Origin of the sequence: Rhodococcus sp. p52 (assembly GCF_000763325.2) — a bacterium.
GTDB classification, from domain to species: Bacteria; Actinomycetota; Actinomycetes; order Mycobacteriales; family Mycobacteriaceae; genus Rhodococcus; species Rhodococcus pyridinivorans.
In genome coordinates this window covers 3,377,887-3,396,163 of record NZ_CP016819.1, presented here as the reverse complement: position 1 = coordinate 3,396,163, position 18,277 = coordinate 3,377,887, and the positions used below count along the sequence as shown (strand labels likewise).

The window sequence follows — 18,277 nt, the reverse complement described above, 5'->3', positions numbered from 1 at the left end:
TATCGGACGGTCGTGCGTCGACCACGAGACGGGCGCTCGCTGCGCCGACTGCCAGGTCCTACGACGCCGAGCCCGCCGCTCTTCCGGCAGCGAGGTCGTCCTCGTCCAGCACGACCTCGATCTCGCCACCGAACTCCACACCGGGAGCGAGCGGCAGCCGGTCGCCGCTCCAGAACCGGCCGGGGTCGTACCAGTTGCTCCCCCGGTGCCGTTGCCGCAGCAACCCCATCTCCTCCAGCGTCAGCCCCACCACTTCGGCGCAGTACGCGCTCTCGAGCCCACCGGACGGTACGGCCGCCCGGCGACGGCGCGGTAGCCGGCCCGCGAACCATCGCCCCGTGAGTTTCGTCGTCGACGGGAACGGTGTGCCGTCGAGCCGCGCGATCGTGCGCAGCAGCTGGTCCTCCTGGTCCGGGGTGACCGCCACCGAGACCTGACGCAGCCAGCCGCGCTGGCCGTAACGCGCGGCCCACACCTGCACCGCACTGCGCAGGTCGTGCAACTGCACGCCGCGCTGGTGCCGCCCGGTCCACATGTCCGGGAGACTGCGTCCGAGCTCGGCGTGCCACATCAGCGGCGGCAGGTCCTCGAGCGCGACCGTCATCCCCACGTGGTTCACCGGTGCGTTGGTCAGCGTCTGGATTGCTCGGTCGGCCGGGGTGGCGCCGCGGAAGATCCACAGGTCCCCCGTGCGGGTCGTCGCCACGGCCTCGTCGAGGGTGAGACGCGAACGCGCACCGGCGGACCGATCTGCCGACGAAGTGTCCATGCCGTCAGCCTGCCATGCCCGACGGCCGCTGGGGTCGTCCCCATGACCCCGACGGACCGCTAGGGTCGCCCCATGGCACTGCGCGGTGGCAAGTGGTGGAAGCTCGTCGGACTCGCTGGGATCGTGGGAGTCGCGGCGACCGGTGCTGTCGCCGCCCGCAACGAGCGACAGCGACGGAACTACAGCCCCGACGAGGTGCGTTCGGTGTTGCACGAGCGCTATGCCCGTTCGCTCGCCGCACGCGACGGCAGCGCCGAACTCCCCCTCGCCGAGGTACCGATCGGGCCGAAGGAAAAGATCAGCCGAGTGCTGCGGCGATTCCGTCGGCGAGATCGGTGATCTGCTCGTCGGTCATCACGAACGACGGGGAGATCTGCATCGCGCCCTGACCGGCCGCGCGTCCCGAGATCCCGTGCTGCCGCAGGGTCTTGACGAAACCGAGCGCCTCGGACGGATCGGTGAGCTGCACGGCCGCCACCGCACCGAGGCCGCTGCGCACCTCCGCCACCCGCGGGTGGTCCGCCAGCGGAGCGAGCTTCTCGTGCAGCGTCCGCTCGATCCGCGCCGCCTCGGCGAGCAGATTCTCACGCTCGATGATGTCGAGGTTGGCGAGGGCGGCCGCTGCGGCTGCAGCATGCCCGCCGTAGGTGTATCCGTGGCGCCACCACACGTCTCCGGCGAAGAACGGTTCGGCGACGCGCGGAGCGACGAACAGGGCGCCCATCGGCAGGTAGCCGGAGGGGAGTCCCTTGGCGGTGGTGGCCATGTCGGGCTCCAGGTCGAATCGCGACGACGCGAACCACGAACCACCGATACGACCGAAGCCGGTGACCACCTCGTCGACGACGAACAGGATGTCGTGGTCGCGGCAGATGTCGCGGATCTCGGCGAGATAGCCGTCCGGCGGCAGGTACACCCCGCCCGCACCGATGACGGGTTCGCAGAAGAAGGCCGCGATGGAGTCGGCACCGACCGAATCGATGAGTTCGAGCAGCGCCTTGGCGTCGTCCCAGGCAACCCGCGCGGTGTCCTCCCACAGGCGGCCGTAGCCCTCACCGTTGACGGGGATACCGGCGAGCGAGGTGCCGCCGACGTGCATGCCGTGGTACGCCTTCTCGCGCGAGACCAGCAGCCGCTTGCCGGGCTTCCCGACCTCCTGCCAGTACCGCCGCGCGAGCTTGGCCGCCGAGTCGACGGAGTCGGATCCACCGGAGGTGAAGAAGATCTTGCTGCCCGGAACCGGGGCGATCCCCGCGAGACGCTCGGCGAGTTCGACGGCGGGTTCGGAGGTCAGATCGCCGAAGTTCGAGTAGTGGGCGAGCTTGGCGACCTGCGCTGCGATCGCGTCGCCGATCTCGGTGCGGCCGTGACCGACATTGGTGAACCACAGTCCGGCGGTGGCATCGAGGTAACGGTTGCCGGCGTCGTCCCAGATGTACGCGCCTTCCCCGCGCGACACGACGAATGCGCCGTCCCGTTCGATCGCGCCCATATCGGCGAATCCGTGCCACAACGCACCCACGACCAACTCCCGTCCACGACGATCACGACACCCGCCATCGTATGCGGAGGAAACGACTCTGGCGCCGGAGGCCCGTACCCGCCACCCTGGTGCCATGACCGAGTTCCGCTTCTCCGTCAACATCTTCGAGGTCGGGTCTCCCGATGCGTTCGTTCGCTGGTGCCGCGCCGTCGAGGACGCGGGTTTCGACGCGGTGTACGCGGCCGACCATCTCGGTGTCCCCGCGCCGTTCCCCGTCCTGGTCGCCGCCGCCGGTGCCACCGAGCGTCTGCGGGTCGGCACGATGGTGCTCAATGCCGGTTTCTGGAATCCGGCACTGCTCGCCCGCGAGATCGCGACCACCGATCTGCTCACCGGCGGCCGGCTCGAGGTCGGCCTCGGCGCAGGCCACATGAGATGGGAGTTCGAGGCGGCCGGGATCGAGTGGGAGCGCTTCGACGAGCGCGCCGAGAGACTCGAATCCACCGTGCAGGAACTGCAGCGATCGTTCACCGGGTCCGGCTTCGACGAGCAGGCAGCGCTGCGCGAAGCGTTCGACCTGCCCGTACTCCGGCCGATGCAACGGCGCGGATTCGGCGGCTACGGTCCGCCCCTGATCGTCGGAGGCACCGCGACCGGATCTTTTCCGTCGTCGCCGCCCACGCCGACATCGTGAGTGTCGCGGGTGCCGTCCTGCTGCCGGGGAGGCCACCGGGGACGTTCCGCATCGCCACCGCGGCCGAGGCCGACGACCTGCTCGACTCGCCGTTCGTGCTGATCGGGACGGTCGACGAGATGGCCGGGCAGATCCTGCACAGCCGGGAGCGCTACGGGTTCACCCACTTCACGGTCCACGCCCCGTACCGGGAGACCTTCGGTGAAGTGATCGGCCGGGTGCGTGCTCTGGCGGGCCGACCACCTGGCCTGCCTGCCCTCCCCGACCGGCCCCGACCGGGTCGTTTCGCTAGGCTGTGTGATCAGCATGTCCATCTCCCCCGCCCCGAATCGTCGCGAACTGCGCGCTGCCCTGTCCGAGGTCTCCCTCCGCGACGAGAACCGCCTCCGTCGCAGGCTCGACCGGGCGCGGGGCGGCGAGGCGCTGACCGAGGTCGCCGCCGAGATCGAGACCGCCCGCGCCCGGCTCACGTCCCGTGCGTCGTCGGTCCCGGAGATCCGTTATCCCGAGGACCTACCGGTCTCGCAGCGCAAGGACGACATCGCCGCCGCGATCCGCGACCACCAGGTCGTAGTGGTCGCCGGAGAGACCGGTTCGGGCAAGACGACGCAGATCCCGAAGATCTGCCTCGAACTCGGGCGCGGGGTTCGCGGCCTGATCGGCCACACCCAGCCGCGCCGTATCGCCGCGCGCGCCGTCGCCGAGCGACTCGCGGAGGAACTGGACACCGAGCTCGGCGACGCCGTCGGATACACGGTGCGCTTCAACGATCAGGTCACCGAGTCGACACTCGTCAAGCTGATGACCGACGGCATCCTCCTCGCCGAGATCCAGCGCGACCGCCTGCTGCGCCAGTACGACACGCTCATCATCGACGAGGCGCACGAGCGCAGCCTCAACATCGACTTCCTGCTCGGCTACCTCGCGCAGCTGCTTCCGCGTCGCCCCGACCTGAAGGTGATCATCACCTCGGCGACGATCGACCCCGAACGTTTCGCGCGCCACTTCGCCGGCGCGAACGGCACGCCTGCCCCCATCGTGGAGGTCTCCGGCCGCACCTATCCCGTCGAGGTGCGTTACCGGCCGCTGACCGTCGAGGTGGGCGACACGCTGGTCGACCGCGACCCCGTCGACGCGGTGTGCGAGGCCGTCGAGGAACTCCAGCGCGAGGGCGACGGCGACATCCTGGTCTTCCTCTCCGGCGAGCGCGAGATCCGCGACACCGCCGACGCACTGCGCGACCGCAAGCTCCGCAACACCGAGATCCTCCCGCTCTACGGACGCCTGTCGGCGGCCGAACAGCACCGGGTCTTCGCACCGCACACGGGCCGGCGGGTCGTGTTGTCCACCAACGTCGCCGAGACGTCCCTGACGGTTCCCGGTATCCGCTACGTCGTCGACCCCGGCACCGCACGTATCTCGCGGTACTCGGTGCGGACGAAGGTGCAGCGACTGCCGATCGAGCCGATCTCGCAGGCCTCGGCGCGGCAGCGCGCCGGACGGTGCGGTCGTGTCGCCGACGGCATCTGCATCCGTCTGTACTCGGAGGACGACTTCGACGGCCGGCCGGAGTTCACCGAGCCCGAGATCCTGCGCACCAACCTCGCGTCGGTAGTGTTGCAGATGACGGCGCTCGGTCTCGGCGACATCGAGGCGTTCCCGTTCGTGGAGGCCCCGGATCCCCGCGCGATCCGCGACGGCATCGCTCTGCTCGAGGAGCTCGGCGCGCTCGAACCCGCCAAGAAGGGCGAGACGCCGCGCCTGACCGCGACGGGCCGCGAGATCGCCCGCCTGCCCGTCGATCCGCGCATGGCCCGCATGATCGTCGAGGGCCACCGGAACGGATGTCTGCGCGAGGTGCTCATCATCGTCGCGGCCCTGTCGATCCAGGACGTGCGCGAACGCCCGACCGAGTTCCAGCAGGCCGCCGACGAGAAGCACGCCCGGTTCGCGGTCGAGGGCTCGGACTTCCTGGCCTTCCTGCGATTGTGGGACTACCTGAAGGAGCAACGGCGGGAACTGTCGTCGAGCAGGTTCCGCAGGTTGTGCCGCGACGAGTTCCTGCACTGGTTGCGGATCCGTGAGTGGCAGGACCTGCAGGGGCAGCTCCGTCAGATCACTGTCGACATGGGCTGGCAGACGCACCACCGCGACGTGAATCCCGACGACGTCCACAAGTCCCTGCTTGCAGGTCTGCTGTCGCACATCGGTCTTCGCGAGGGCGACAAGCGCGACTTCCTCGGTGCCCGCGGCGCACGGTTCGCCGTCTTCCCGGGATCGTCGTTGTTCAAGAAGCCTCCGCGCTGGGTCATGGCCGCCGAACTCGTGGAGACCTCACGGCTGTGGGCGCGGACGGCCGCGCGCATCGAACCCGAATGGGTCGAGAAGCTCGCTCCGCACCTGGTCAAGCGCACCTACTCGGAGCCGCACTGGTCGACGCGCCGCGAGTCGGCGATGGCCTACGAACGCGTCACGCTCTACGGCATCCCCCTGGTCGCCCAGCGTCCCGTGCCGTACGGACGGATCGATCCGGAGGTCTCGCGCGAACTGTTCATCCGCCACGCCCTCGTGCAAGGCGAATGGCGCACGCAGCACAAGTTCTTCCACGACAACCGGGCGCTGCTCGAGGACGTCGAGGAACTCGAACACCGTGCGCGCCGGCGCGACATCGTCGTCGACGACGAGACCCTGTTCGACTTCTACGACCAGCGGGTCGGCCCGGAGGCGATCTCGGCCCGGCACTTCGACACGTGGTGGAAGAAGACCCGCAGGCAGCAACCCGACCTGCTGACGTTCACGCCGGACACCGTGGTGAACCAGGACGCCGCCTCGGTGCTCGAGGGCGACTATCCGGACGCGTGGCGCCAGGGCGAGATCCAGTTCCCCCTCACCTACCAGTTCGAGCCGGGCACGGAGGAGGACGGTGTCACCGCCCGCGTCCCCGTCGCGCTGCTCGCGAACCTCAAGTCCGTCGGTTTCGACTGGCTGGTACCCGGGATGCGGACCGAGCTGGTCACGGCCCTCATCAAGACCCTGCCGAAACACCTCCGGAGGCAGGTCGTACCGGCTCCCGATTTCGCAGCGGCCGCCCTCGCCTCGGTGACGCCGCGCTCCGAACCGCTCGTCAATGCGATGGCCCGCGAGCTGTCCCGGCTCGGCCGGTGCACGATCGAGTCCTCGGACTTCGATACCGGTGCGTTGCCCGACCATCTGCGGATGACCTTCGCCGCGGTCGACGAGCGCGGCACCGTGCTCGGCCGCAGCAAGAGCCTGGCGGCCCTGCGGAAGAAGTTGGCTCCGCGGGTCGAAGCGGAGGTCTCGCGCGCCGCTGCGGGCACCGAACGTCCCGCGGCGGTGGTGTGGACGGCCGAGACCCTCGGAAACCTGCCGGAGACCGTCACCCGCGAGGTCGGTGGCCGGAAGGTCACCGGTTACCCTGCCCTGGTCGCGGAGAAGGACGGCGTCGCGGTGCGCGTGCTCAGCACACCGCAGGCCCAGCAGAACGCGACGCGTCAGGGGTTGCGTGCCCTGCTTCTGTCGTCGGCACCGACGAAGGCGAAGGCCGTGACCTCGGGGCTGACCAACATGGAGCGGCTCGCGCTCGGGCGGAACCCCGACGGATCGTTCGAAGCGCTGATCGAGGACTGCCGTGCCTGCGCGGTGGACGAACTTATCGCCGCACACGGCGCACCCGTGCGCACGCCCGACGAGTTCGAGGCGCTCGCGTCCACGGTGCGGTCACACCTGCCGGGGCGCGTGGCCCGTCTGTTGAAAGCGGTTGTGCCCGTGCTGTCCCGCGCCCACGAGGTGGGTGTGCTCCTCGATCGGTCGGACGGCGAAGCTGCCGACGACGTACGCGAACAGCTGCAGTCGTTGCTGTTTCCCGGCTTCGTCACCGATCTGGGGTCGCGGCGGATCGCCGACCTGCCGCGCTATCTCACCGCGGCCGCGCAACGCCTGGAGGCGTTGCCGGCGAGTGCGCATCGCGATGCCGCGGGAATGGATGTGCTCGATCGCGTCTACGGCGCCTACGACAAGCTACTCGCACGACTGCCGGAGGAACGGCGCGCCGCCCCCGAGGTGGTCGAGATCTACTGGATGATCGAGGAACTGCGCGTGAGCCTGTTCGCGCAGGGTCTCGGAACGCGGATCCCGGTGTCGGAGAAGCGCGTCCTGAAGGCGATCGACGGGATCCGGTAGCGACCGGACCGGCCGGCGTGCGGTCGGCTTCGACCGGGCCGCTCAGTCGGTCTCGACCGAGCAGGACTTCTTGTGCTCGCGCAGTTCCTGAATCTCGCGTTCGAAATCCTCTGCAGAACTGAAGGAACGGTAGACCGAGGCGAATCGAAGATAGGCAACCTCGTCGAGATCGCGTAGGGGTCCGAGGATCGCCAGTCCGACCTCGTGGCTCGGGACCTCGGGTGAGCCCTTCGCCCGCACCGCGTCCTCGACCTGCTGCGCGAGCTTGTTGAGTGCGTCGTTGTCGACATCGCGCCCCTGGCAGGCGCGGGCCACGCCGCGCACGACCTTCTCGCGGCTGAACGGCTCGGTCACGCCGCTGCGCTTGACGACGGACAGCACGGCCGTCTCGACTGTGGTGAAGCGGCGCCCGCATTCGGGACACGCCCGCCGACGACGGATCGCGGCACCCTCGTCTGCCTCGCGCGAATCGACCACCCGGGAATCGGGATGGCGGCAATACGGGCAGTACATGTCGGTTCCTTCGTCGTGCCCGTGCGGGTCGCGACGTCGGCGCCGAAGCGATGTCTCCCGACCGGAACCGTCTCCACCCGCGAGTGGGCCGACACCGCCGCAACCACACGGAGTGGTGTGACTGACAGTGTTAGACAATCCCCGCCTGTCCGGCTCGGGAGCGGATCGCGGGTCCGGCGGGGCCACGACGCCCTCATTCCCGGCTGGAATCCGGCAAGAGGAGGCGGCTTCCGGCCTGCACGGCCGTACCGTCGAGCGAGTTGAGGTCGGCGATCCTCGCGACCGTGACGTCGACCGGGACGTCGGGCCACACGCGAGCGGCCAAGGCCTCCAGGCTCTCCCCCTCTCGCACGACCGTGGTGCCGGCGCTCTGCGAGATCACCTCATCGGTGCGCACGTGGGCGAGCACGAGGAGCATCGTGGTCGCGAGCGCGGTGAGGAGCACCGTCGTGGCCATCTGCCGCCAACTCGTCCCCTCCGCAGGCCGGCGACTGCGCGGTGCGATCTCCGAACGGCGGTGCAGGGGTTCCCGCGAGGGCGCGGCGACGCGCGGTCTCGTCCGCGCCGGGACACGGGTGCGATTGTGCAGCGTCGACGTCGCGATCGGCCGGATGCGATATGCCGCCGCCCCGGGCGCACCTGCTCCCGGCGGGCCCACGACGGTCCGCCCTGCCGTGCTCGTCCGGACTGAGGCACCGGTTCGGACCACCGCGCCCTGTCGCGCCGTACCCACCGGAACCGCCGTGTCGATCCGAACCGCTCTGCTCATCGGAAATCCTCCGTGTCGCTGTGCGTGGTCTTCCGACCCCGTCCGTGTCGCTGTGCGTGGTCTTCCGACCCCGTCCGTGTCGCTGTGCGTGGCCTTCCGACCCCGTCCGACCACTCGATCATGTGTTCGAACGAAAGTCTGTTCGAATGTTCTATCACGAGTCACAGCCTGACGGCAGCTCCTCGGAGGGTGAATCTCGAACATCTGTTTGATATACGCGCGGGATCTCGATAGATTCGAAAGGCAACTTGCAACCCATCCGACACTCGCCGCACGGAGGTCACGATGAAGGCGGACGGAACATCCACAGCCCGCCGGGGCGGACCCGCGACCGACGATCCCACCGCGAGCCTCACCGAGCGTCAGCGTCGTGTGCTCGAGGTCATCCGCGATTCCGTCAGCGAACGGGGGTACCCGCCGAGCATCCGTGAGATCGGCGACGCCGTCGGCCTCAACTCCACATCCTCCGTCGCACACCAGCTGCGCACGCTCGAACGGAAGGGCTTCCTGCGCCGGGATCCGAACCGTCCGCGTGCCGTGGACGTCCGCGGTCTCGAACCCACCCCCGCACCCGAGTCCTCGCCCGAGGTGGTCGCCGGCTCGTCGACCGACGACATCCCTTCGGCGGCAATGGTTCCCGTCGTCGGCCGGATCGCTGCCGGTGGTCCGATCCTGGCCGAGGAATCGGTCGAGGATGTCTTCCCGCTGCCGCGCGAACTCGTCGGTCAGGGCTCGCTGTTCCTGCTCAAGGTCGTCGGCCAGTCGATGATCGACGCAGCCATCTGCGACGGCGACTGGGTGGTCGTCCGGCAGCAGAACGTCGCCGACAACGGCGATATCGTCGCCGCCATGCTCGACGGCGAGGCCACCGTCAAGACGTTCAAGCGGGTCGACGGCGACGTCTGGCTCATGCCGCACAACCCGATGTTCGAACCCATCCCGGGCAACGACGCAGTCGTCCTCGGCAAGGTCGTCACGGTCGTCCGCAAGATCTGATCCCCGGGCCACCGGAGACGAACGAGACCGGGGTGGCTCCGCACAGCGAAGCCACCCCGACCTTCTCGTACGTGCCTCAGACGTTGAGGCCGCGCCCGATGACTTCCTTCATGATCTCGTTCGTGCCGCCGTAGATCTTCTGCACGCGGGCATCGAGGTACGCCTTGGCGACCGGGTACTCGCGCATGTAGCCGTAGCCACCGTGCAGCTGCAGGCAGCGGTCGATCAGCTCGACCTGCTTGTCGGTGGTCCAGTACTTGGCCATCGCGGCCTCCTCGACGGTGAGCTTCTTCTCGTTCAGCAGCTCGATGCACCGGTCCACGAACACCCGGGCCAGCTGGGTCTCGGTGGCGAGCTCGGCGAGCTCGAAGCGGGTGTTCTGGAACTTGCCGATCGGCTTGCCGAACGCCTTGCGGTCGCGGCAGTACTGGATCGTGTCGTCGAGCACGCGCTCCATCGCAGCAGCGGCGACGACGGCGATCGCGAGACGTTCCTGCGGCAGGTTCTGCATCAGGTAGATGAAGCCCATGCCCTCCTGGCCGAGGAGGTTGGCCGCCGGGACGCGAACGTCGTTGAAGCTGAGCTCCGCCGTGTCCTGCGCGTCGAGGCCGATCTTGTCGAGGTTGCGTCCCCGCTCGAAGCCCGGCATGCCGCGCTCGACGACGAGCAGCGAGAAGCCCTGGGCGCCCTTCTCCGGGTCGGTGCATGCGACGACGATCACCAGATCGGAGTGGATGCCGTTGGTGATGAACGTCTTGGCGCCGTTGAGGACCCAGTCGTCACCGTCGCGCACCGCGCGGGTCTTGATGCCCTGCAGGTCGCTGCCGGTGCCCGGCTCGGTCATCGCGATGGCCGTGATCAGCTCACCCGAACAGAAGCCCGGGAGCCAACGCTTCTTCTGCTCCTCGTTGGCGAGCTCGAGCAGGTAGGGAGCGACGACATCGTTGTGCAGCATGAAGCCCAGACCACTGAAGCCCAGCTTGGTGGTCTCCTCGGCCATGATGGCGTTGTAGCGGAAGTCGTCCATGCCACCGCCGCCGTACTCCTCCGGCACCGCCATGCCGAGGAAGCCCTGCGCGCCGGCCTTCTTCCACACCTCACGGTCGACGATCTTGTCCTTCTCCCACTGCTCGTGGAAGGGGGCCACCTCCTGTTCGAGGAACTTCCGGTACGACTCCCGGAAGAGGTCGTGCTCGGGCTCGAAAAGGGTGCGTTGCATCTGCGCTCCTGTGTGAGACGTCGTTCGACATACTCACGGTATGCAGACGAGGGCGCAGTGACGCTGACACAACCGAGCGCATTTTGTGACCCGGACGACCCCGGCGGGTACGCGTCGGTATCGAACGACCCGCGGGCACGGGTCGGTGTCGGCCGATGCGCCGGGTTCCGGTCAGCGGCGCAGATCCGCGAGTCTGCGCAGCAGCGGGTACGCGACGAGGATGCCGATCGAACCCCAGGCGATACCGCCGAGTTCGACCGAGCCGATCGACAAGGTCAGGTCGCCGATGCCGGCGACGAGCGCCGCGGCCGCGACCGTGAGGTTGACCGGATCCGTGAAGTCGACCTTCGCCTCCGTCCAGATGCGGACACCGAGGATGCCGATCAGGCCGTAGAGCACGAGGGTCGCGCCGCCGAGGACGCCCTCGGGCACGGTGAACACCAGCGCACCGAACTTCGGCGAGAAGGCCAGCACGACGGCGGTGACCGCCGCAACGGCGTATGCAGCGGTCGAGTACACGCGCGTGGCCGCCATGACGCCGATGTTCTCGGCATAGGTGGTCGTGCCCGAGCCGCCGCCCGCACCCGCGAGGGTGGTCGCAAGGCCGTCGGCGATGAGCGCATTGCCGGCCATGTCGTCGAGGTTTCGACCGGTCATCGCGGCGACCGCCTTGACGTGGCCTACGTTCTCCGCGACCAGCACGACGACGACGGGCAGCGCCAACAGCACGACCGACAGTTCGAAGGTGGGGCCGTGCAGATCGGGCAGGCCGAACCACGCCGCGTCGCGCATGGCGTCGATGCGCTCGGACGCGATCGCCCCGGTGAACGCCGCGAAGATCCATCCGACGATCACACCGACGAGGATGCCGAGGCGGCCGAGCATGCCCGGGCCGACCACCGTCACGAGCAGTGTGACCACGAGCGTGATCGTGGCGACGAGCGGTTGGGCTTCGAACGATCCGGTGGCCGTCGGCGCGAGGTTGAGGCCGATGAGGGCGACGATCGCCCCGGTGACCACCGGCGGCATGACCGCGTCGATGATGCGCGAACCCGCCGCCTTGACCACGAGGCCGACAAGCACCAGCACGATGCCGACGGCGACGATCCCGCCGAGCTGCGCTGCCGGACCGGAACCGGCCGAGGCGCTGAGCGGCGCGATGAACGCGAAAGACGAACCGAGATAGCTGGGCACCCGGCCGCGCGTGATGATCAGGAACAGCGCGGTGCCGATACCGGAGAACAGCAGCGTGGTCGTGACGGGGAAGCCCGTGATCGTCGGCACGAGCAGGGTGGCGCCGAACATCGCGATGACGTGCTGCATCCCGATGCCGATGGTGCGCGGCCACGACAGTCGCTCGTGCGGTGCGACCACCGCACCGGGGTTGATGCGACGTCCGTCGCCGTGCAGGGTCCAGCCGCGGCGTGTGGTCGTGCGTCCGGTCGTGTTCGCTCGTTCGGTCACGACAGGTCATCGTAGAACCGGCAGCCTCATCGGCGTAGAACAGACCGCCCCGGCCGCGTAGAACAGGCCGTCCCGGCCGCGTAGAACAGGCCGTCCCGGCCGCGTAGAACAGGCCGTCCCGGCCGCTCCGCTCAGTCCAGCAGTTTCGCTGCCGCGGCACGTGCCGCGACGGGGTCGTCACTCGCGAGGACCGCCTCGGCCGCCTCACGGCAACGGTCCATCGGGACCGAGGAGAGCCGGGCGCCGACACCCGTCACCGCCGACGCGGCGCACGACAGGGACGTCACGCCCATTCCGGTCAGGACGCAGGCGAGGAGCGGGTCGGCCGCCGCCTCGCCGCACACCCCCACCGGCTTGCTCGCGGCCGCCCCGGCCTGCGCCGCGCGGGCCACGAGTGCGAGCACCGCGGGCTGCCACGGGTCGGTGAGTGCGGCCAGCTGCGGCGACATCCGATCGGCCGCCATCGTGTACTGGGCGAGGTCGTTGGTGCCGATCGACAGGAAGTCCAGGTGTTCGAGCAACCGATCGGCGAGCAGCGCCGCGGACGGAACCTCGATCATGACGCCGGGTGACAGCCCGCGCACGCGCACCCGCGCGGCGAAATCGGCCGCCTCCGAGACGGTCGCCACCATCGGTGCCATGACCCACGGCGTGGCGCCGGTGCGCGAGGCCGCGGCGGCCACCGCGTCGAGCTGACGATCGAGGACTCCCGGCGCCGTGGTCGTGATGCGGATACCGCGGACGCCGAGGGCGGGATTGTGTTCGTCGGGGTGGTTGGCGAACCGGAGGGGCTTGTCGGAGCCGGCGTCGAGGGTCCGCAGGACGACCTTCCGTCCCTCGAACGCCTCGAAGACCTCCGCATAGATGTCGGCCTGCTCGTCCACCGTCGGTTCGGTGTCGCGGTCGAGGAAACACAACTCGGTGCGGAACAGTCCGACGCCCTGCGCCGGCGTCCGGCGCGCCGCGCGGGCACCCGATCCGTCCTGCACGTTGGCGAGGATCTCGACCGGGTGACCGTCGGCGGTGGCGCCGGGACCGGACCAGCCCGCCACCCGCTCGCGCTCGACGCGGTCGCGTTCGACCTCGGCTGCGGCCTCGGCGCTGTCCGGGGAGATCACGATCCGGCCCGTCGCGCCGTCGACCAGCACCTCGGTGCCGGCAGGGACGTCGTCGAGACCTGCCACCGCGACGACACACGGGATGCCGAGCTGGCGCGCGATGATCGCGGTGTGGCTCGTGGGTCCTCCGAGGGAGGTGGCCAGCGCGACGACGACGGACGGGTCGAGTCCGGCGGTGTCGGCGGGGGCGAGATCGGCCGCGAGGAGCACGGACGGCGAATCGGGCATCTCGAGACCGGGTTCGGGGGCGCCCTGCAGTTCGGCGATCACGCGGTCGCGGATGTCGAGCAGGTCGGTGACCCGCTCGGACTGCAGCCCGCCCATCTTCTCGAACAGGGCCGCGAACTGGTCGGTGGCGGCGACGGTGGCACCGACCGCGTCGGATCCGGACCGGATCTTCGTCGCGGTCGCCCCGCGCCAGGCGCGGTCCTCGACCAGCACAGCGGTGGCTTGGAGCACTTCTGCCGCGGCACCCGATGCACGCGAGGCGCGGGCGCGCAGCCGCTCGGCCACGACCTTCGCGGCGTCCTCGAACCGGCCCACCTCGGCCTCGCGCGCCGTGTCGGGGATCGAGGCGCCCTGCGCCGGGACCACAGGACGCGCGACGGGACGGATGACCGGCCCGTATCCGATACCGGGGACGACGGGGGTGCCGTACAGGACGGACGCCGACTGCTCCATGGAGATCTCCTCACCGCAGTAGTTCGTTGTGACTCAGATTACTCGGAAGCCTTGACATGTCAACACAGACGGGCGTAAAACAACATAAACCAACATTGTTTTCCCCACAGATCGGGTACCCCCAGGAGTGTCGGTGTACGCAGAGGAACGGCAGCAGGCGATCGCAGCACTGGTGGCGGCACGTGGCCGCGTGTCGGTCGCAGTGCTCGCCGACCGGTACGGCGTCACCACCGAGACCGTGCGCCGCGACCTCGCACACCTCGAACGCCTGGGCCTCGTGCGGCGGGGTCACGGCGGCGCGATCCCGGCCGCCTCGCTCTCGGTGGCCGAGCCTGCCCTCTCCGAGCGCGAACACACCCGCGCCGAACACAAGGACCGCATCGCCGCCGCCGCGACGTCCTTCCTCCCGCCGTCCGGCGGAAGCGTGCTCTTCGACGCCGGCACCACGACCGGCAGGATCGTCGGAGCGCTGCCGCCCGAGGTCGACCTCACCGTCGTCACCAACTCGGTGCCGATCGCCGCGCGCCTCGCCGCAATGAGCACCGTGCAGCTGCACCTGCTCGGCGGTCGCGTCCGCGGTGTCACGCAGGCCGCGGTGGGTGCCGAGGCCCTCGCCACCTTGTCGACGGTGCACGTCGACGTGGCCTTCATCGGCACCAACGCGCTGAGCATCGACCACGGCCTGTCCACCCCCGACGCCGACGAGGCCGCGGTCAAGCGCGCGATGGTGCGCACCGCCGACCGGGTCGTCGTGGTCGCCGATTCGTCGAAGGTCGGTCGGCGCAATCTGCTGAGCTTCGCGTCGCTCGAACCGATCGACGTTCTGGTCACCGACACCGATCTCGACGACACCGACCGTCGGCAACTCATCGAACACGGAATCGAGGTGGTGACGACATGATCGTCACGCTCACGGCCAACCCCAGTCTCGATCGCACGGTCGGGCTGACGGGCCCGCTCGAGCGCGGGAGGGTGCATCGCACCGAGCGATCCACCGTCGATCCGGGCGGCAAGGGGATCAACGTCGCGCGTGTGCTGCACGCCGCGACGACCGAGGTCGTCGCCGTTCTCCCGGCCAACGCCGGCGATCCTCTGCTCGCCGCGCTGGACGAGCAGGGCATCGCCCATCGGGCCGTGCCCACCTCCGGGCCGACGCGCAACAACATCACCGTCGCCGAACCCGACGGCACCACGACCAAACTCAACGAACCCGGAACCCCCTGCACCGGAAGCACACTCGGCGAGTTGCACGCAGTCCTGCTGGAATGCGCGCAGGGAGCCGCGTGGACCGTCCTGTCCGGTTCTCTTCCTCCCGGTGTACCCGAGTCGTGGTATGCCGATCTCGTGGGTGCCCTGCGCGGTCTCGGATGCCGCATCGCGGTCGACACCTCCGAGCGGCCACTGCTAGCCCTCGCCGAGCGGTTCCCCGCGGCGGCCCCGGACGTGATCAAGCCGAACGCCGACGAACTGGCCCAGCTCACCGGCGCGGACGCCCACGAACTCGAATCCGGCGCCGCCGCAGGAGACGTCGGCGCCGTGGTCGACGCGGGACGGGTGCTGGTGGAACGCGGGGTCGGCGCGGTACTCGCGACCCTCGGCGGTGCGGGCGCGGTGCTGGTCACCGCCACCGGCGCGTGGCGGGCCACCGCCGACGACGTCACGGTCCGCAGCACGGTCGGCGCGGGCGACTCGTCGCTCGCCGGATATCTGCTCGCCGAGCAGGCCGGTCACACCCCCGACGAGTGCCTGCGCCTCGCCGTGGCGTACGGAACCGCAGCCGTCACGCTCCCCGGAACAGCCCTGCCCACACCCGATTCCGTCGATCCATCCCGAGTGCACGTCACCGACGTCCACCGCCGACCCCGACCGCTCCCCTCCCACTCCTAAGGAACGTCATGTCCGACACCAACTCCGGCTCCGCAGGCGGTTCCTCGATCATCGGCACGGAACTCGTCTCGCTCGATGTAGACCTGGGATCCGACAAGAACTCCGTCATCGCCGCGCTCGCCGAGCGTCTCGCAGCGAACGGTCGCGCATCCGACGCCGACGCACTCACCGCGGCCGTTCTCGAACGGGAGGCCAAGTCCGCCACCGGCCTTCCCGGCGGGATCGCGATCCCGCACGCACGCAGCGAAGCGGTGACCACGCCGTCGCTCGGTTTCGCCCGGCTGTCCCCGAAGGCCGACTTCGGTGCGCCCGACGGACCCGCCGACCTCGTCTTCCTCATTGCCGCGCCCGAAGGTGCGGGCGGCGACCACATGAAGCTGCTCACCGCTCTCGCTCGTGCACTCGTGCGCCCGGACTTCGTCGCGTCGCTGCGCGCGGCCGCGTCCGCGGACGAGGTCATCGCGCTGGTCGAGGACGTCCTCCCGCCCCGACCGGAGTCGTCGGGCAGCGCTCCTGCCGGCTCGACCGCAGCGCCGGAACAGCCGTCACCGACAGCCGCTGCGACGCCGGCGGTCGCGCCTCCGCAGAGCGCGGAACAGCCCGGAGGCCGCACGATCGTCGCGGTCACCGCGTGCCCGACCGGTATCGCGCACACCTACATGGCCGCCGATGCGCTGGCCGCCGCCGGTGAACGCGCAGGCGTGACGGTCCGGGTGGAGACGCAGGGATCGAGCGGCAGCACTCCCCTGCCCCCCGACGTGATCGCCGGCGCCGACGCCGTCATCTTCGCCACCGACGTGGGGGTCAAGGGCCGCGAACGGTTCGCCGGGAAGCCCGTGATCGCATCGGGCGTCAAGCGCGCGATCAACGAACCGGACACCATGGTCGACGAGGCCCTGCGGGCCGCCACCGATCCGTCCGCACGCACCGTCGAGGGCACCGCGGGCGCCCCGGCGGGTGAGTCGGAGAGCGGCAGCGACCTCGGTTGGGGTACCCGGCTGCGGCAGATCCTGCTCACCGGTGTGAGTTACATGATCCCGTTCGTCGCGGCCGGTGGTCTGCTCATCGCTCTGGGCTTCCTGCTCGCCGGTCCCGACATCACCGACTCGGCCGCCGACATCGTCCTCGACAACACGCTCACCAACCTTCCCGAGGGTGGGCTCGGCACTTATCTCGGTGCGGTGCTGTACCAGATCGGCTCGTTGGCGTTCTCGTTCCTCGTCCCGGCACTGGCCGGGGACATCGCCTTCGCGATCGCGGACCGTCCGGGTCTGGCTCCGGGCTTCACCGCCGGTGCGGTGGCCGTCTTCGTCGGCGCCGGTTTCATCGGCGGTCTGGTCGGTGGCATCATCGCCGGCTTCGCGGCCCTGTGGGTCGGCCGTATCCCGCTGCCCACTTGGGCTCGTGGCCTGATGCCTGTGGTGATCATCCCGCTGCTCGCGAGCCTGATCGTCGGTGGGCTCATGTTCCTGCTGCTCGGTCGTCCGCTCGCCGCGATCACGACCGGTCTCACCGACTGGCTCAACGGTCTGTCCGGTGGTTCCGCGGTGCTGCTCGGTGCGATCCTCGGCCTGATGATGTGCTTCGACCTCGGCGGACCGGTCAACAAGGCCGCCTACGCCTTCGCGGTCGCGGGTCTCGACGTCGCCAACACCGGTTCGCTCGAGATCATGGCGGCGGTCATGGCCGCCGGTATGGTTCCGCCGCTCGCCATGGCACTGTCGTCGCTGGTGCGTCCGCGTCTCTACAGCACGGCCGAACGCGAGAACGGCAAGGCCGCCTGGCTGCTCGGTGCATCGTTCATCTCGGAGGGCGCCATCCCGTTCGCGGCGGCCGACCCGTTCCGGGTCATCCCGTCGATGATGCTCGGCGGCGCCGTGACCGGCGGCATCGTCATGGCGACGGGTGTCACGCTCACCGCTCCCCACGGCGGATTGTTCGTGCTGTTCGCGATGGACCGCGTCGTGTGGTTCCTGATCGCACTGGCAGCCGGTACGGTGGTCGCCGCACTCGCGGTCAGTATCGCCAAGTCGATCACGCGTCCCGCCCGGGTTGCCGCCGACGAGGCGAACCCCCAGCCCGTAGCGGCACGCTCCTGATCACAGCGGCACGCTCCTGATCACAGCGGCACGCTCCTGATCACAGCGGCACGCGCCTGATCTACCCGACTTCCTGCACTTCCCCACCACGAAGGAGATTCCCATGCCCAGCACCACCGTTGCCGTCGGTTCGTCCATCGGCTTGCACGCCCGTCCTGCAGGGATCATCGCCGAGGCCGTGGTCGCGGCCGGTGTCCCCGTGACCCTCGCGGTCGACGGCGGCGAGCCCGTCGACGCCGGTTCGGCCCTGATGATCATGACGCTCGGCGCAGAAAAGGGCACGCAGGTCACGATCTCGTGCGATGACGACGCGGTCCTCGCGCAGGTCGCGGAGCTGGTCGCCGCGGACCTCGACGCCTGATCTCGGCCGCGGTCGCGGCGTCTG

14 protein-coding genes and 1 pseudogene are annotated in these 18,277 nt (G+C 69.6%); 8 read left to right on the top strand and 7 right to left on the bottom strand.

Going from position 1 to position 18,277, the window contains the following annotated elements; genetic code table 11:
• Positions 1-58: 58 nt before the first annotated feature.
• Positions 59-769, bottom strand: a complete 711-nt coding sequence (locus tag IM25_RS15710; protein ID WP_006551321.1) for a hypothetical protein — start codon at positions 767-769, stop codon at positions 59-61.
• A 72-nt stretch (positions 770-841) separates the two neighbouring features.
• Between IM25_RS15710 and IM25_RS15705 the strand changes: the two genes are divergently transcribed.
• A complete protein-coding gene (locus IM25_RS15705; RefSeq protein ID WP_033096548.1) occupies positions 842-1,108 on the top strand; it encodes a hypothetical protein in 267 nt (88 codons plus the stop codon).
• Here the strand turns inward: IM25_RS15705 and IM25_RS15700 are convergent.
• Complete coding sequence (locus IM25_RS15700; protein ID WP_065996540.1) at positions 1,068-2,261, bottom strand: aminotransferase family protein; 1,194 nt, start codon at positions 2,259-2,261, stop codon at positions 1,068-1,070. The two genes, IM25_RS15705 and IM25_RS15700, sit on opposite strands and share 41 nt — an antisense overlap.
• A gap of 124 nt (positions 2,262-2,385) precedes the next feature.
• Between IM25_RS15700 and IM25_RS15695 the strand changes: the two are divergent.
• Positions 2,386-3,179: pseudogene (locus tag IM25_RS15695) on the top strand (TIGR03621 family F420-dependent LLM class oxidoreductase); the annotation flags it as partial.
• A 73-nt stretch (positions 3,180-3,252) separates the two neighbouring features.
• A complete protein-coding gene (gene hrpA / locus IM25_RS15690; RefSeq protein WP_033096713.1) occupies positions 3,253-7,146 on the top strand; it encodes an ATP-dependent RNA helicase HrpA in 3,894 nt (1,297 codons plus the stop codon).
• A 42-nt stretch (positions 7,147-7,188) separates the two neighbouring features.
• On the opposite strand, the gene nrdR is transcribed toward hrpA, so the two are convergent.
• Both nrdR and IM25_RS26935 read right to left on the bottom strand, forming a co-directional pair.
• Entirely contained in the window at positions 7,189-7,659 is a 471-nt protein-coding gene (gene nrdR, locus IM25_RS15685; RefSeq protein ID WP_006551317.1) for a transcriptional regulator NrdR, read from the bottom strand.
• Between the two features lie 193 nt (positions 7,660-7,852).
• On the bottom strand, positions 7,853-8,428 hold the full coding sequence (locus IM25_RS26935) for a LysM peptidoglycan-binding domain-containing protein (protein WP_232333336.1): 576 nt from the start codon (positions 8,426-8,428) through the stop codon (positions 7,853-7,855).
• Between the two features lie 285 nt (positions 8,429-8,713).
• Here IM25_RS26935 and lexA point away from each other — a divergent pair, with 285 nt between their 5' ends.
• Positions 8,714-9,424 carry a transcriptional repressor LexA gene (gene lexA, locus IM25_RS15675; RefSeq protein WP_006551315.1) on the top strand — a complete coding sequence of 237 codons (711 nt, stop codon included), beginning with the start codon at positions 8,714-8,716 and terminating at the stop codon, positions 9,422-9,424.
• Between the two features lie 76 nt (positions 9,425-9,500).
• Here the strand turns inward: lexA and IM25_RS15670 are convergent, their stop codons facing one another.
• The 3 genes from IM25_RS15670 to ptsP form a co-directional block, all read right to left on the bottom strand.
• Positions 9,501-10,643 (bottom strand): acyl-CoA dehydrogenase family protein, encoded by a 1,143-nt coding sequence (locus IM25_RS15670; protein ID WP_033096546.1) that lies wholly within the window; start codon positions 10,641-10,643, stop codon positions 9,501-9,503.
• A gap of 171 nt (positions 10,644-10,814) precedes the next feature.
• Positions 10,815-12,107, bottom strand: a complete 1,293-nt coding sequence (locus IM25_RS15665; protein WP_052039972.1) for a solute carrier family 23 protein — start codon at positions 12,105-12,107, stop codon at positions 10,815-10,817.
• 131 nt (positions 12,108-12,238) lie between these two features.
• Positions 12,239-13,906, bottom strand: a complete 1,668-nt coding sequence (ptsP, locus tag IM25_RS15660) for a phosphoenolpyruvate--protein phosphotransferase (protein WP_033096545.1) — start codon at positions 13,904-13,906, stop codon at positions 12,239-12,241.
• Positions 13,907-14,039: 133 nt separating this feature from the next.
• On the opposite strand from ptsP, the gene IM25_RS15655 reads away from it, so the two are divergent.
• The 4 genes from IM25_RS15655 to IM25_RS15640 all read left to right on the top strand — a co-directional run bounded on the left by IM25_RS15655 (position 14,040) and on the right by IM25_RS15640 (position 18,253).
• Positions 14,040-14,807, top strand: a complete 768-nt coding sequence (locus IM25_RS15655; RefSeq protein WP_065996539.1) for a DeoR/GlpR family DNA-binding transcription regulator — start codon at positions 14,040-14,042, stop codon at positions 14,805-14,807.
• The gene (gene pfkB / locus IM25_RS15650) at positions 14,804-15,793 is read left to right on the top strand and encodes a 1-phosphofructokinase (protein ID WP_006551310.1); all 990 of its coding nucleotides are present in this window, start codon (positions 14,804-14,806) and stop codon (positions 15,791-15,793) included. The genes IM25_RS15655 and pfkB overlap by 4 nt, the downstream gene beginning before the upstream one ends.
• A gap of 8 nt (positions 15,794-15,801) precedes the next feature.
• Entirely contained in the window at positions 15,802-17,892 is a 2,091-nt protein-coding gene (locus IM25_RS15645) for a PTS fructose transporter subunit IIABC (RefSeq protein WP_065996164.1), read from the top strand.
• Between the two features lie 103 nt (positions 17,893-17,995).
• Positions 17,996-18,253 (top strand): HPr family phosphocarrier protein, encoded by a 258-nt coding sequence (locus tag IM25_RS15640; RefSeq protein ID WP_006551308.1) that lies wholly within the window; start codon positions 17,996-17,998, stop codon positions 18,251-18,253.
• The last annotated feature ends 24 nt before the right edge of the window (positions 18,254-18,277 follow it).

What these genes read in the sequence shown, in the direction of transcription:
- IM25_RS15670 (WP_033096546.1), bottom strand. Translation starts at nt 10,643, where the DNA reads ATGCAACGCACCCTTTTCGAGCCCGAGCACGACCTCTTCCGGGAGTCG.
- pfkB (WP_006551310.1), top strand. Translation starts at nt 14,804, where the DNA reads ATGATCGTCACGCTCACGGCCAACCCCAGTCTCGATCGCACGGTCGGG.
- IM25_RS15705 (WP_033096548.1), top strand. Translation starts at nt 842, where the DNA reads ATGGCACTGCGCGGTGGCAAGTGGTGGAAGCTCGTCGGACTCGCTGGG.
- IM25_RS15700 (WP_065996540.1), bottom strand. Translation starts at nt 2,261, where the DNA reads ATGGGCGCGATCGAACGGGACGGCGCATTCGTCGTGTCGCGCGGGGAA.
- ptsP (WP_033096545.1), bottom strand. Translation starts at nt 13,906, where the DNA reads ATGGAGCAGTCGGCGTCCGTCCTGTACGGCACCCCCGTCGTCCCCGGT.
- IM25_RS15640 (WP_006551308.1), top strand. Translation starts at nt 17,996, where the DNA reads ATGCCCAGCACCACCGTTGCCGTCGGTTCGTCCATCGGCTTGCACGCC.
- IM25_RS15645 (WP_065996164.1), top strand. Translation starts at nt 15,802, where the DNA reads ATGTCCGACACCAACTCCGGCTCCGCAGGCGGTTCCTCGATCATCGGC.
- lexA (WP_006551315.1), top strand. Translation starts at nt 8,714, where the DNA reads ATGAAGGCGGACGGAACATCCACAGCCCGCCGGGGCGGACCCGCGACC.
- IM25_RS15710 (WP_006551321.1), bottom strand. Translation starts at nt 769, where the DNA reads ATGGACACTTCGTCGGCAGATCGGTCCGCCGGTGCGCGTTCGCGTCTC.
- nrdR (WP_006551317.1), bottom strand. Translation starts at nt 7,659, where the DNA reads ATGTACTGCCCGTATTGCCGCCATCCCGATTCCCGGGTGGTCGATTCG.
- IM25_RS26935 (WP_232333336.1), bottom strand. Translation starts at nt 8,428, where the DNA reads ATGAGCAGAGCGGTTCGGATCGACACGGCGGTTCCGGTGGGTACGGCG.
- hrpA (WP_033096713.1), top strand. Translation starts at nt 3,253, where the DNA reads ATGTCCATCTCCCCCGCCCCGAATCGTCGCGAACTGCGCGCTGCCCTG.